Source organism: Nitrosomonas sp. PY1 (assembly GCF_022836435.1).
Classification (GTDB): Bacteria; Pseudomonadota; Gammaproteobacteria; order Burkholderiales; family Nitrosomonadaceae; genus Nitrosomonas.
The window spans coordinates 1326912-1341161 of the sequence record NZ_BQXC01000001.1 but is presented as its reverse complement, the minus strand read 5'-3'; the positions used below and the strand labels follow the sequence as shown (position 1 = coordinate 1341161).

Annotated in this window: 10 protein-coding genes and 2 pseudogenes; 8 read left to right on the top strand and 4 right to left on the bottom strand. The window is 42.5% G+C overall.

Annotation, left to right across the window (positions count from 1 at the left end; genetic code table 11):
- Window positions 1-238 precede the first annotated feature (238 nt).
- From W03_RS06325 to W03_RS06305, 5 genes are all read left to right on the top strand, one after another.
- Window positions 239-1507, top strand: a complete 1269-nt coding sequence (locus W03_RS06325) for an IS5 family transposase (protein ID WP_244072166.1) — start codon at window positions 239-241, stop codon at window positions 1505-1507.
- Window positions 1508-1985: 478 nt separating this feature from the next.
- Entirely contained in the window at window positions 1986-2558 is a 573-nt protein-coding gene (locus W03_RS06320) for a hypoxanthine-guanine phosphoribosyltransferase (RefSeq protein ID WP_244072165.1), read from the top strand.
- Between the two features lie 8 nt (window positions 2559-2566).
- Window positions 2567-3313, top strand: coding sequence for an S-methyl-5'-thioinosine phosphorylase (locus tag W03_RS06315; RefSeq protein WP_244072164.1), 747 nt, complete (start codon window positions 2567-2569; stop codon window positions 3311-3313).
- Window positions 3303-3836 carry a peptide deformylase gene (gene def, locus W03_RS06310; protein WP_244072163.1) on the top strand — a complete coding sequence of 178 codons (534 nt, stop codon included), beginning with the start codon at window positions 3303-3305 and terminating at the stop codon, window positions 3834-3836. Before W03_RS06315 ends, def begins: the two co-directional genes overlap by 11 nt.
- A 183-nt stretch (window positions 3837-4019) precedes the next feature.
- Window positions 4020-4385 carry a hypothetical protein gene (locus tag W03_RS06305; RefSeq protein ID WP_244072162.1) on the top strand — a complete coding sequence of 122 codons (366 nt, stop codon included), beginning with the start codon at window positions 4020-4022 and terminating at the stop codon, window positions 4383-4385.
- Between the two features lie 460 nt (window positions 4386-4845).
- On the opposite strand, the gene W03_RS06300 is transcribed toward W03_RS06305, so the two are convergent.
- From W03_RS06300 to W03_RS06290, 3 genes and pseudogenes are all read right to left on the bottom strand, one after another.
- Complete coding sequence (locus W03_RS06300; RefSeq protein WP_244072161.1) at window positions 4846-9417, bottom strand: calcium-binding protein; 4572 nt, start codon at window positions 9415-9417, stop codon at window positions 4846-4848.
- A 12-nt stretch (window positions 9418-9429) separates the two neighbouring features.
- Window positions 9430-9786 (bottom strand): hypothetical protein, encoded by a 357-nt coding sequence (locus W03_RS06295; RefSeq protein WP_244072160.1) that lies wholly within the window; start codon window positions 9784-9786, stop codon window positions 9430-9432.
- A gap of 301 nt (window positions 9787-10087) precedes the next feature.
- A pseudogene (locus W03_RS06290) lies at window positions 10088-10254 on the bottom strand (IS256 family transposase); the annotation flags it as partial.
- Window positions 10255-11178: 924 nt separating this feature from the next.
- Between W03_RS06290 and W03_RS06285 the strand changes: the two are divergent.
- From W03_RS06285 to W03_RS06275, 3 genes and pseudogenes are all read left to right on the top strand, one after another.
- Window positions 11179-11510 (top strand): annotated as a pseudogene (locus W03_RS06285) (integrase core domain-containing protein); the annotation flags it as partial.
- A 436-nt stretch (window positions 11511-11946) separates the two neighbouring features.
- Complete coding sequence (cheY, locus tag W03_RS06280; RefSeq protein WP_244072159.1) at window positions 11947-12354, top strand: chemotaxis response regulator CheY; 408 nt, start codon at window positions 11947-11949, stop codon at window positions 12352-12354.
- 36 nt (window positions 12355-12390) lie between these two features.
- A complete protein-coding gene (locus W03_RS06275) occupies window positions 12391-13140 on the top strand; it encodes a protein phosphatase CheZ (RefSeq protein WP_244072158.1) in 750 nt (249 codons plus the stop codon).
- Between the two features lie 237 nt (window positions 13141-13377).
- On the opposite strand, the gene W03_RS06270 is transcribed toward W03_RS06275, so the two are convergent.
- Window positions 13378-14232: a BPSS1780 family membrane protein gene (locus tag W03_RS06270; protein WP_244072157.1), complete on the bottom strand. Its 855-nt coding sequence runs from the start codon at window positions 14230-14232 to the stop codon at window positions 13378-13380.
- Window positions 14233-14250 lie beyond the last annotated feature (18 nt).

The following is a 14250-nucleotide window of genomic DNA, read 5'->3' as shown; positions in this document are numbered from 1 at the left end:
TTGCAATCATAATTTGTATACTGATTACTACTCTGATGCATTGGAGCAATTCTTGAGGGTGGAGTATTACAACCACTAAATAGTCGTCCCTGAAGAAAGTACAACTATTTGATAATGAGAAGAAATACAGAGATGTGTGTGATCCGATCGGCCAGAAATGCTAAAATTGCAGCTAAATTCTGGTCGAAATGGTGATTACAGATGCTCACACTCAGTAGAACTTTGCACCAACCCAGTTTTGTTTGAGACTGACCTGTTATTGCAGCTTGATCGTTCTGATCCATTGCTACAGCTTGCATTGGAAATACCTTGGTTTGAGTTTGACGAAGCATTTTCAATACACTACAGCGAAGGATTAGGCGCACCCAGTAAACCGATTCGGCTGCTGGTTGGATTGTTGATACTCAAGCAGTTAGAGAACTTGAGCGATGAAGCAGTAGTATTGCAGTGGAAACGCAATCCGTATTACCAGGCTTTTTGCGGGATGAAAGAGTTTCAGCGAAGATTGCCCTGCCACAGCACGGAGTTGGTGCATTTTCGTAAGCGCATTGGCGCTGAAGGTGTTGAGCGTATTTTCCAGATGAGCGTTGGTTTGCATGGAGAAGCTGCGCTGGAAGACACGGTTCACATTGACACGACAGTGCAAGAAAAGAACATCGCCTATCCGACAGATAGCAAGCTGGCAATTAGAATCATCAACCGACTAAACAAGATAGCCCAAGCGCATGGTGTTCAACAGCGGCGTACTTTCGTCAAAGAAGTAAAATCATTGCGTCTGGCTATTCGGCATTTCCGTCACGTCACCAAAAGAGCAAAGGCCAAGCGAGCGCTAAAGCGGCTTAGAACGATTGCGGGCATCTTAATACGGGAACTGCGCCGAGAATTGCCGCAATACTGTTTATTTGAGTGCTACCAACAAGATTTTCTGATGTATGAGCGCATTTTAAGGCAGCAATCTAAAGACACAAACAAGATCTATTCATTGCACGAGCCGCAGGTGTACTGCGTGGCCAAAGGAAAAGACCACAAACAATACGAATATGGCAGCAAGGCATCGATAGCAAGCACCGCGCAAGGCAATCTGATCGTCGGTGTAGTCAGTCACGAACAAAACCGGCATGACAATCATACGCTGCCGGAAATACTGCGTCATGTTGAGGCATCTCGCGGCAAAGCCGTCAAACAAGCAGTATGTGATCGCGGCTATCGCGGCAAGCGAGAAGTTAATGGCACGAGTATTATTTTGCCGGGGAAAGCACTCAAACAAGATACTCGTTATCAAAGGGACAAGAAACGAAAGCAATGCAGAAGACGTGCAGCGATTGAACCCATCATTGGTCATTTGAAATCGGATTTTAGGTTGATCAGAAATTATTTAAAAGGTGCTATCGGAGATCGTATCAATCTATTGATGGCTGCTTGCGCATGGAATCTGAGACAATGGCTGCTGGCCATTCTTTGGCTGTTCTTCTCATGGCGAAAAACGCAAATTACCCCAATTTGTTAATGAAAACTTCAACCAGCGAAAGTTGTTTTCTACATGCAGCAAGGAAATCTGATCCACCCCAAAAAATAGCAATCGTCGAGGCTTTTTTCAGGGGCGACTAATTACAATAGAAATTGTTACGATATAAAATGCTATGGTTTTCATTTTATTCATCCTCATCAACTTTATTAGTTTTACCTTACTCTTTTTCGACGATAAAGATTTATTCTTTAGGATGGCAGTACATTAATTGCTACCTTATTAAGGAGATTAAGGATGTCACCACAGATTGACCCAATCTAGGTGTGTAGTATGACAATCGTTAGATAGTTATCCAAAAATTATCGTAGCACCCCCGGCTAATGCGAATGGCAAGTGTGTTTGTCTTTTGCCGATTCAATCAGGCATACAACATACCGTCTATTGGATAAGAGCTTGTTTGTTATACAATACAAAAGCATCATCATAATAACTATACTATCGCAATCAATAGCTTTTAATGAACGAGTCACCATTGTTGTCGCATCGACAAGCCGAACAAATATTGGCAAATGCAGAATTGATTCATTCTGCGAGTGATGTGATGCAAGCATTGCAGCGTATGGCTGATGAAATAATCCAAGCTTTGTCACAGCAACATCCGCTGGTGTTATGCGTCATGAACGGTGCCGTGGTATTTGCCGGACAGCTGTTACCGAGACTATTATTTCCCTTGGATTTTGATTATCTTCAAGTTAAGCGTTACGACCAACGACTACAAGCGGGTAAAGTCCGTTGGCAGGTGGCGCCGAGTGAAGCATTACGTGATAGAACTATTCTGGTGCTAGATGACATCCTGGATGCTGGATTAACTCTGGAAACTATTCGCGAGAAGGCTTTGCAGCAAGGTGCGCAGGCATTTTATAGTGCAGTCTTGATAGAAAAACAAACAGGGCTCCGCAAACCCATTCAAGCGGATTTTGTGGGGCTCACTGTGCCTGATCGTTATGTATTTGGGTTTGGCATGGATATACACGGTGCTTGGCGGAATTTGCCAGCGATCTATGCGATGAAAACAATAATCGGTAATTAAGGAAGAGCATGCTTGCAATTATTGGTGGTAATGGAATGGCGCAGTTACCGGGGTTGGAAATATTCCACCGGCAGATTATCCGAACTCCCTATGGTGAGCCTTCAGGCCCGTTTACCTTCGGTAAAATCAGGAATCATGAGGTTGCCTTTCTAGGACGGCACGGACATAATTTTACCATTCCACCCCATGCCATCAATTATCGCGCCAATATTTGCGCACTTCATTCGCTACAACCTTCGCACGTGATAGCAATTACATCAGTGCGAGGAATTCGTTCCGATTTGGCTCCAGGACGACTGGTAATACCCAATCAGATCATCGATTATACCCATAACCGCAAATTTACTTTTTTTGAAGATACCGAGCAGCGCTTTAAGCAAGCGGATTTTACTATTCCATACAGTGAACCGACTCGCGCTTTATTGTTGCAAGGTGCGCATGATGCGAATCTGGAAATGCTGGATGGAGGCGTGTATGCTGCCACACAAGGTCCAAGATTGGAAACAGCGGCAGAAATTAACCGGCTCGAGCGAGATGGCGCAGATATGGTGGGTATGACCGGAATGCCCGAAGCGATTTTGGCGCGTGAAATGGAATTAAACTATGCAACCATTGCCGTAGTGGTTAGCTATGCGGCTGGACGTAATAGTCATATCAATGTGGTAGATTGCCATGAAGGTTATGAGATATTGGAGCAAGCAATGACTAAGGTTAGAAAAATTTTGGAATATGTCGTGAGTTGTTATGGCGATTAAACCGGTGCTGAGAATGGGAGATCCTCGGTTACTACAGGTAGCTGAAAAAGTGACGCATTTCGGTACGGCCGAATTACAAGTTTTGCTACAAGACATGCAAGACACGATGACAGCATTGAACGGTGCAGGCCTTGCCGCACCGCAGATTGGTGTGAATTTACAGGTAGTGATTTTTGGTTTTGAAAAGAATCAACGTTATCCCGATGCAGACGAAGTTCCTTTTACGGTTTTGCTGAATCCGCATTTGACCCCGTTATCGGAAGAAAAAGAGGGTGGCTGGGAAGGCTGTCTCAGCGTACCTGGAATGCGTGGTATTGTGCCGCGCTTTACACAATTGCGTTATCAAGGAACAGATCAATTTGGTAGGGCTATTGACCGTAGTGTCAGTGGATTCCATGCGCGGGTTGTACAGCATGAATGCGACCATTTGCAAGGGATTCTCTACCCAATGCGGATTCAGGACTTTCGCTCATTTGGTTTTGCCGATGTATTATTTCCAGGGCAGGATGTGGTGGATGACTGAGATAAAATGCAACGCACCCTATTTAAAGAAAAAATTAATATGTTTGTGCTGCAATAAAGTAGATTCTGTATCTATGATGATTATCAAGCACAATATTTGAGGTAAATACTGTTGTTCGCCAGAACAGTATTCAAAAGAAAACAATATATTCACGGTCTTTATATATTGCGTGTTAGGTCATTAATGAAAAGATTTCTTTCCAAATTTGAGCATCGAAACCAGCCGGTAATTTCTTTGTATCAATTTATTATTCGGCTAGCGCAGAGCTGTTTTATTTCATTCATACTCATAGCATTTTCATTACTCATTGGTATGGTTGGTTATCATGTATTGGAAAATCTCAATTGGATTGATGCGTTCTTAAATACATCAATGCTCTTGGGAGGGATGGGACCAGTAAGCACACCAATCACTTATGGAGGCAAGCTTTTTGCCGGCCTATATGCGCTATATTGCGGTTTGGTTGTTGTTTTTGTTACTGGCGTAATTCTTGCTCCTATTGTACACCGTATACTTCACGTATTTCACGTGGAAAGTGGCGATCAATAAATTTTTGGTAACATATTATTTACGAAGGAATTCTTACGGCATTCCTAGTAACTCAGTATATCTTTATCCTTTAAATACTCCTGCACGACCTCGTCTGGCAGTGCAATAACCAGCTAAGATAGGAAACTCCCTTAAAAAATGGAAAAAACTTCACTTTCTACCAAATTAGGGTTGTGAAGTGCTCCGATTTAAATTGACCAGAACAGAAGGAAATAGCGCGCAGAATACTAAGTATCTGTGAATTTTGGCAGTTTCATATCCTGCGCTCCTACAATCAATAATTTCAAAACTAACACATAAGCTATCGTAAAACTCTTTTCCAGACATTTTAAAGTAGTCCCACAGTCACTATTCTTTTTAATATCTCGTATAACTCATTCAATTAGTATCTAACTACTGACTGCTACAAATAACCCAACAATTACCTTAGAAGAAAAAGACCACAACGCTATACTGAAAGTCAAATGACTACAAAATCCGCATTTGTCATGCTTAATCCAATGCCGATCATTGCAATTTGTACTGTAGCACCTGCACCATTACCATTGGAATCATAGTACAAAGCACCCGTGGTACTGTTATAGATAATGTAATCATCTGCATCCATTGCTTGAGTACCAATCTTGAATCGACTGGCTGCCAGAGTTCCAGTGGTTGTTAGCTTGGTGAACACCGCATTTTCTAATCTAATCGTATCATCAACTACAACAAAATCTGTGATTGTATCGATATTTCCTGAAGTTGTTAGATTAAAATTGTCTTTGCCGGCACCACCACTAAGTATGTCGTTACCCAGTTTGCCATCTAATGTGTCGTCTCCTACACCACCGCTTAATTGATTAACGGCAGAGTTTCCAATAATGGTGTTATTTAAACTATTGCCTGTTCCATTAATAGCTAACGTCCCAGTTAACGTAAGGTTTTCTACATTTGCTGGAATCGTGTAAGTAACGCTACTGCTAATTATATCAGTGCCTGCATTGACAGATTCAGTAATGGTATCACCGACATTATCTACAATATAGATGTCGTTTCCTAGCTCGCCATATAACCAATCCGTGCCGGTACCACCATTGAGAGAATCGTCGCCATCACCGCCATATAACGTATCATTACCACCTAGACCATTAATGATATCATTCGTAGCAAATCCCGTGAGCGTGTCAGCACCGGAAGTGCCCTGCAATACCATCGCGGTTAACGTCGCAACATTCCAACTGGTACCGTCGGCAAATTCAACTGCATTGAGGGTATATTGGGTACCGCCGCTATAGAAGTAGTATTGCACCGTGATGACCTCTCCAGTGCTTTGCAGCGTTAGCTTTAGGTCGCTGCCGGAGCGCGTCGCTAAAACATTGGCTGGGCTGATACCTGCACCGAAGCGTAGCACGTCGCTTCGGCTCGCAGCGGCATCGTAATTGTTGATCGTGGTGTTGCCATCTCCGGCTGCAAACAGATAGGTATCGTCGCCCGCATCGCCTGACAGTAAATCGTTAGCACCCAATCCACCATTGAGAGTGTCGTTGCCATTACCGCCATACACATTGTCCTGACCATCCCCGCCATTCAGGATGTCATTGCCTTCCTCGCCATATAAATTGTCATTACCGGCATCACCCGATAGGGTATCGTTACCTGCAGCTCCAAATATCATATCGTTGCCGCCCAGTCCGCTGATTGTGTCATCGGTGGCAAATCCCGTGAGCGTGTCAGCACCGGAAGTGCCCTGCAATACCATCGCGGTTAACGTCGCAACATTCCAACTGGTACCGTCGGCAAATTCAACTGCATTGAGGGTATATTGGGTACCGCCGCTATAGAAGTAGTATTGCACCGTGATGACCTCTCCAGTGCTTTGCAGCGTTAGCTTTAGGTCGCTGCCGGAGCGCGTCGCTAAAACATTGGCTGGGCTGATACCTGCACCGAAGCGTAGCACGTCGCTTCGGCTCGCAGCGGCATCGTAATTGTTGATCGTGGTGTTGCCATCTCCGGCTGCAAACAGATAGGTATCGTCGCCCGCATCGCCTGACAGTAAATCGTTAGCACCCAATCCACCATTGAGAGTGTCGTTGCCATTACCGCCATACAGCGCATCTGAATCATCGTCACCCAGTAACGTGTCATTACCATCTCCCCCCATCAGAGAGTCGCGCCCGCTGCCCCCATATAGTGAATCATTTCCAGCATTGCCATACAACGCATCATTACCGATACCACCATTGATAAAATCATTGTTAGCTAGTCCATTAATGTTTGCATTACTTGCTCCGCTAAAGACAACATCATCCGGCAATGCACTTTTTTCAATAACACTCACCCCTAAATCTTGAAGGATTGCTTCAGTCTGTGTTCCAGCAATTCTTTGGTCGATCCAATTGCGTAGCATGTCCAAACCAGTCCAGTCATTACTTTGTAAAGTCGTACCAGCATATTTATTGAGTTCGATGAGATCAGCTAAGGTATTTGATGGGTTAGTGGCTTTATTGTTTTCTAACGCAGTATCCATCGCTGTAAAATTGACAAAAGTCTGCGAGGACGCATCAACATCTAATACTATTTTATTTAAATACTGTGCTAAACGTGTTTGTAGCACTAAACTACCATAAACAGATTCTTTGAGTGTTCCGTAACTTTGTTGCATCAGCTCGATTTGTTGCGAAAAGAGGGATACAAACACTCGTTCAGAGTTTTGAATACCGGGCACGGTACCGACCATAACTTGTGAACCATTGCCTAATGTCACCCGATCTGTTGCGACTGTGACATAAGGGGTGCCATTGAAACACTCCAACACGCTAATCATTGCGTTAAATTCTTGCTGTTGATGTTGTAGTAATTCGTATGAGGCGCGTTTTTCTGGTGTTAACGCATTGAGAATATTGGTATCCGAGGTGTTCCAATATCCCATATGCTGATCATAGCTTGCTTGTGTTTGACCAGATGGCAAATAGATTAAGAAATAACCCTTTTGGTCGGCTTGTTCGACACTGTTTTTCATCGTCGAGGTATTTGCCCAAGCGGATAGTAAGTCATCCAATAAAGCTTTTTGGTCCGCATAATTTGTTTGACTCACGTAGTTTGTCAAAACAGCTGCAGCCGCAGGGGATAAGCTAACCGCCTCGCGCAAATCCCGCACCCAGCCGGAGCCTACGGTATCCGGTAAATTAAGCGCTTGTTCAGTGGGTGGAATAGTATCAACGAATTCCCGATAGAACGGATTGTTGGCCAAATCCAAATTACCCGTTTGACCGGTTCCGTCGACCGTTAAATGTGCAGCGGCAGCGGTTTGTACATTACCATTACCCAAATTGACGTTCTGAGTGGCGGCATTCAAACTAAAGCTGATAATCCCCAGTTCCGATAAAGAAAACAATTCATTTACGGTAGAAATGCCATTCTGATTAAAATCACGCCAGATCTGTACGTGCGCAAATTGCTCATCGTTCTGATCGAATACATGATCCCCATTGGAATCCAAATCAGACAAGGCATCAAAACCATTGGTGGCGAGGTTGCCATTGGATTTGATGGTATCGACACCGAACAGCTCACGACCCGAGTCGATCGTACCATTGTTGTTATGATCCAGCACTAGAAAGCCGTCATCGCTTTTGACCCAGCCCGTACCAGTTCTAATACCATCAGCATTGTGATCGAACATTACCACCGCACTACCAATACCGATGGTTTCAATCCCATCGTTATCCAAATCGAGTACCAAGGGATCAGTACGCGGCGGAGTCCAATTTTTGAATTGCAGGAAGAAATTGTTAACAGTGTTTGATATCTCAGCAAGTTCACCGATATTTTGCATCAACAAATCACCAAGACGATTGATTGCCCAAGCATAATCACTCTTTAGATCCTGGAAAAAAAGCGCCATATCGAAACTTGAAATGTTCATATACAAATCTTCGAAAAGCTTCTCTCCGGCCAATCCACCGAAATAACCGCCTGCAAGCCCAGCGGCTCCAGTAATTAACATACCGGTTCCAATACCGACATTCAGGCCAGGCACAAGTAAAAGCCCCGCTGCAAGTGAAGCGCCATACCCAACCGCAATGCCACCTGCCAAACTACCGACATGGGCTGCTAAGATGGCACCAGCCTCGGTTGGTTTGCCGCTGTTATAAGCTTGTTGTGCCTGCGCGATAGCGAGCGCTGTTCCCAGAATATCTCCGACCCATCCTGCTTTATTCAGTAAACCTTCGTATTTAACATACTGTGTCATATCGCTATAACTTAAGCGCATGCTTTCCAATGATGCCAGGCGGGTTATCTCAGTTCCTGTTGGAATATCCTTGGTGGGCAACCCCAATGTTTTCCCCAGATAACTACTGGTATCAACATACAATTTGCCAGCCGCATCCTTGCCGATTCGCATATCGGCCAAATCCGCTTTGGATGTCGAACCAATCAATTTGACGAGTTCGGACTTTGCTGTGCTTTCGCCACTCAGTAGCTTGTCTACTTGATAGCGATCTTGCCAGTCTTTGAGATCGACGCCATTGATTTTCTGTCCGGATAATGATGCTTTGTTCAATAGTGTTGGAATCTCGGTTTCTACAGCCACACTACCGATTGCTGCGGAAGGCATAATCAAACGAAAATCCCCAGTATGACCATCGACCAATCGCGCTGATGCCGTGTCCCAGAAACTGGTATTGTTGATGCGTATGCCGTTTGCATCAGTTCCTAAATATAAAGCTTTAAAATTCAATCCTTCACGGTTGGCAGCATTTTCAAGGGCTGTTTGAAAATCAATATTATTTAATAACTTCCCTATTTGCGTGTCTGCGATTGTTTTAACAGAAGAGCCGTTCGATAGTGATTCCGCAATAGTTTTGGCTTTAAATTCTTTCTCGCCGTTTGAATTAGTGTCTTTTCCTACACCACCACTCCATAGCAACAAAGTTGAATTTCCAGTGCTGGCATCGACAGAGTTCGCTAGTGCCCGCAGCTCATTGACCGACATCGGGTTGCCCGCGGCTTCATTGGCAGTAATTTCATTCAGCGCATTGGATGCATTCATTTGTTAGAATTCCTATACATTGAATGCAAAAGTGACAGTCAAATTTTTGACATTTTTTCTTGAAGCTGCAAAACCAAATACATCGAGAGCTTCTGTAATCAGACTGTGTAAACTTAATTTATCTTGCTTCATATGAGATGGCGCATAAATCGCTAAAACTTGCCACTCGATGTCGTAGCCCTGTTCACGTCCCAAAGAAATTATTTTTTGATAAGCTGTAAAATTGACGCTCTCGCCTGCGATATTTAGATTAAAGTCGTAAGGAGAGTCTTCTGGACCTCCACCTCCTACACGTTTGAGAACAATACCCCGCTCCCGATCAATAGTTTGCCACTCATGATTTTCTAATCTTTCGTTCACAAATCCCATTGCAAGTGCTCCTTTAAGTAGTTGTTACAATAAAACCTATTCCGGGATAATCTGCTGTGAAATACTGTGTTATCTCAGAATTTGGGGTTTTTGCCTGATACTTAATATTTTCGAGGTACGCTAGGAAGCGTGATATTCTAGTTGCTTTGATAGCTGTGACAATTGTACTTTGGTATTAGTACGTTAGTACTAGATATGCATTAATTCATCAATGCTGTAACTAAGATTTAAGAGTGCATTGGTGGGGTAATTGTGTGGAAACCACGAAGGTGTCACGAATTTTGTGTAAACGGTGCTTGTATTAATGGATCGGTATACGCTCCTCGAACATAATGGTAAACCTGTTGAGATCGGCTTTCCAGTTCAGTAGAGGCATGGTTCATTTCTGGCTGATGTTCGATAAAACAATTTCAGCAATGCTTGATCGCTGGGGCATGATCCCCTGTTTTTTGTAACTGTGCGCAATGACGGAGAGTGTGGTATATTCCTATTTAGCCTTTCGTGCACCTAAAATCGGAGTGATACTCAAAGTTTAACCAAGTTGAGTATTGTCTTCGAATGAAAATTCGAATGAAAATATATGTCATCAAGATCGCTCGTCTCGGCATGAATCGAATGATCTGGCGCCGCCTTCGGATTCCCGGCTATCCTTCACTTTTTCCCTAATAACATTCAACATATCGGGCGGAAGTGTAATATTGATTTTTTCTGCTTTATCGGTGCGCTTCGTTTTTAATATTCTTTAATAAGTAGGGTATTATCCTGCCCGGTGGAATTTAATAATGCAAAAAATTCTTATAAGCAATATAATGTTGAGGATTCCTCCGACTAATCATCAAGTTTATGTATAGTAAAATCTTTTTGGAAAAAAAGAGTGTTTATTTTTCCCATGTGTTTCCCATGTACTAAAATGATAGAAGGAACAGTCATGAGAAACTCGCCGCCTCACTTTTTAATATCATTCGCCAGCTTATTCTTATTGGCTCTATTGCAAGAAATCTGTAATAAAAATTTTCTAGGAGACTGACATGGCAACATTCTATGCAACTAAAGGTAACGTGATTGGCACAACAGGCGTGGACACCTTGGTTTCAGACTACAGCTTATTGACGTAATGATACGCTCAAGGGCGGAACTGGGAATGACAAACTAGATAGATGGTGGTAAAGGAAATAATATTTTGGCGGGTGGGGGTGGCAATGATGTTTTCAAGTTCACCAGTAAAGGACATATCGACACAATTACATACTATAGCGTAATCAACGACACCATACACAGTTAGAAAATACGGTATTTACCAAGCTAACAGCTACTGGAACCCCGGCAGCCCAGTCAATTCAGGGTTGGCTCAAAGGCATTGGATGCAAATGATTACATCATTTATAACAATGTCAATATACCAGTGTTGAGTTTGGCAAGCGATGCAGGGAAATGGGTGTGCATCCCTCGATGGACAGTGTGGGCGATGCCTATGGCAATGCGATGGCTGGAAGTTTTTTGCTTCTCTGGAATGTGAGTTGATCGACAGGTATTCCTGGAAAAATAAAACCGAAGCAAGGCTGACCATATTTACCTGGATCGAGTCATGGTACAACCCAACTCGCAGGCATTCTGGGCTGGGATACTTATCATCTAACAATTTTGAAAAAAGATTGAAGGAGCAAAATCAAATTACGATAAACTGCAATCCCCTCTCACAGGTCGAGGTACTCCCGACTCAGTGAAAAACTGTCTGTCAAAATGAGACAACTCCACTATGCCATTGACCTAGCAAGATTGCTTTGAACATCATCAGCCCATCAAACGGTTCCTGCCTTCCACCATGCGATAATTAGCGCTTGTACAAACCCGTAAGCTTCGGACGTAATTCCTCCCACTCAATTAGCGCATCAATCTTCATCAGAACATTATCTCCAATTCCAATATTCCAAAACTCATCTGCATCTCTTGCTCCAACTTGCCCCTATTTTAATGGGGTATTGCATTGACAGGAGAGGTTGTGCAGGGGTCTTTTTAATATATTTGTTCTAAACTTTCGAGTTTAGCTGTCGATAGAAAAGCTATAAAGAAAACTAGGGATAAGTAAATTAATTAATTTACTCAAGGCTAATTATCACCGGTAACTTACAAAAATTGGTACTTATATTTATGGAGAAAGAGATGCCCGATAAAAACTTGAAATTCTTAGTCGTGGATGATTTTTCTACGATGCGTAGAATTGTTCGCAATCTTCTAAAAGAACTAGGATTTGTCAATGTTGATGAAGCTGAGGATGGTGCAGCGGCACTGCGTAAGCTGCAAGATGGGGACTTTGATTTTATCGTATCCGATTGGAATATGCCCAATATGGATGGTCTTACCATGCTTCAGAATGTACGTGCTAGTGAAGCGCTTAAAAATATCCCTGTACTCATGGTTACAGCTGAAGCTAAGAAAGAAAATATTGTTGCTGCAGCCCAAGCTGGCGCAAGTGGTTACATCGTAAAACCTTTCACAGCAGCTGTCCTTGAGGAGAAATTGAACAAAATCTTCCAAAATATGCAGGCTAAAATTGCAGTAAAAGCATAAATATTAACTAAATTATTAATATAAAGTGAGTTCAGCATGAATATCAAATGTCTTGCTAAAATCAAATCAGACGATATCGATTTAATTAAATCCAAAAAACCTAAAAAACCTATCAAACTGTCTAAAGTAACGCCAATATCAGAAATTGGTACCGTTGAAAGTAATGAAATTAATCTCGATAAAAATGTTATTGATCAAGTTGGTCAATTAACTCGTAATTTTCACGATAGTTTGCGAGAGCTAGGATATGATAAGCGCTTGGAAAAAATTGCGAGTGAAGTGCCTGAAGCACAAGATAAATTAGCTTATGTCGCCAACAAAACACAGCAGGCTGCTGATCGTGCTTTAACTGCAACTGAAATCGCAATGCCCATTCAAGATAAATTATCGGCAGATGCAATAAAATTGTCTGAGCGATGGAAAGGAGCTCTGGAATCACAACAAACAAACTCAAATGCTGAAGCATTTAAGGTGCTGCTGATTGATACTTTAAGCTACTTAGATAGGATTCCTGAGCAAACCCGCGCTACTAATGAGCAATTGTTAGAAATCATGATGGCACAGGATTTTCAGGATCTTACTGGTCAAGTAATAAAAAAAATTATACATATGGTGCAAGACTTAGAAAAAGACTTGGTAGGATTATTACTTACACATACCCCTAGCAAGAAATCTAATATAGATGTGGGACTTATGAATGGGCCTGTGACTAATACTAGAAATGTAAGCGATGTGGTGAGTAGTCAAGATCAAGTCGATGACTTATTAGCTAGTTTGGGGTTCTAGTTACATTATTTCGAGCTGTTATTCCACTACAGAAGTAGAAAATTAACTGCGCGTATCTTCAAAAACTTCCATAGAATTGATGAGGTAAGAAGCTTAAAAGTATTGAAAGTGGAAAATACTCATCTTTGCAAGCTGCCGCTGATCGAAATCTTAAGACATGAAGCAGATTACCACAAAGGTTCTAGATGGTAGGAAATTTTCAGATGAGCAGTGAATTATATCTATCTTTTTATACTTTTATTTACTTTTGGTGTCAGAGTCATTATTTTGCGGAATGACATCCTCTACAGGTTTCTCATCGTGTTCCGATTTTTTGGGAGAATCTTCAGTATTGTGCCAACGGGTAGGCGCATCCGGTGTTTCATGATCTTTGAATCGAATGGGTTCACCTAAGAAAATATCCTTATAGCTGGCATACATTGCGGCATACATGGTTGGAATCAGAATCACCAATCCTGCACCGTAGGGTAAGGCGCAAATGATTGCTAATATCGTAGATGTGATAAGAAATAATAACAGTGGAATAAGATTTCGCAGACACCCAAGAAGGCTTTGTTGCATAGCCATCACAGGGGGCATCTTATGAAATACGACCAACATTGGCGCGAACCAACTGGCCATCATCAAGGGTATTGATAGTGTTAATACGATGAGAAGTGAAGTGAGCATGCTGCTTGCTACTCCCATTAGCTGTGTTTCATCGACTCGTTTTCCATATAACAACATATCCGTCATGGCAGGCCCACCAATTAATGCAGCAAGACCAGAAATCAAAATTAAGCCTGTTAAGTAAATACCTCCGATGGTAATCAGTGCGGCGAAATTACTTTCTGCAGCAGAGAATAAATGGGTAATTTCGAGCGGTTTTCCCTCCTCTAATGCACGGCATCCTTGCATGATGCCACCCATCAATGCAGGATAGGCCATAGTGAAAATAAAGCTTCCAATAAAAGGAATTAAAGCAGCGGAGATTGCAATGAGAAACAAAGCTCCACAAATGAGTACCCAAGGTATCGGCGCACGGCGAAACAAGTAAAAACCACTTAGAAGCCACTGTAATCCTTGCTTGGCATTGACTTGATGAATTTCCATTATTGTATTCTCCAAAAT

Coding starts and splice junctions, on each gene's coding strand:
- W03_RS06270 (WP_244072157.1), bottom strand. CDS start 14,232: ATGGAAATTCATCAAGTCAATGCCAAGCAAGGATTACAGTGGCTTCTA.
- W03_RS06275 (WP_244072158.1), top strand. CDS start 12,391: ATGAATATCAAATGTCTTGCTAAAATCAAATCAGACGATATCGATTTA.
- W03_RS06315 (WP_244072164.1), top strand. CDS start 2,567: ATGCTTGCAATTATTGGTGGTAATGGAATGGCGCAGTTACCGGGGTTG.
- W03_RS06320 (WP_244072165.1), top strand. CDS start 1,986: ATGAACGAGTCACCATTGTTGTCGCATCGACAAGCCGAACAAATATTG.
- def (WP_244072163.1), top strand. CDS start 3,303: ATGGCGATTAAACCGGTGCTGAGAATGGGAGATCCTCGGTTACTACAG.
- W03_RS06300 (WP_244072161.1), bottom strand. CDS start 9,417: ATGAATGCATCCAATGCGCTGAATGAAATTACTGCCAATGAAGCCGCG.
- W03_RS06295 (WP_244072160.1), bottom strand. CDS start 9,786: ATGGGATTTGTGAACGAAAGATTAGAAAATCATGAGTGGCAAACTATT.
- W03_RS06305 (WP_244072162.1), top strand. CDS start 4,020: ATGAAAAGATTTCTTTCCAAATTTGAGCATCGAAACCAGCCGGTAATT.
- cheY (WP_244072159.1), top strand. CDS start 11,947: ATGCCCGATAAAAACTTGAAATTCTTAGTCGTGGATGATTTTTCTACG.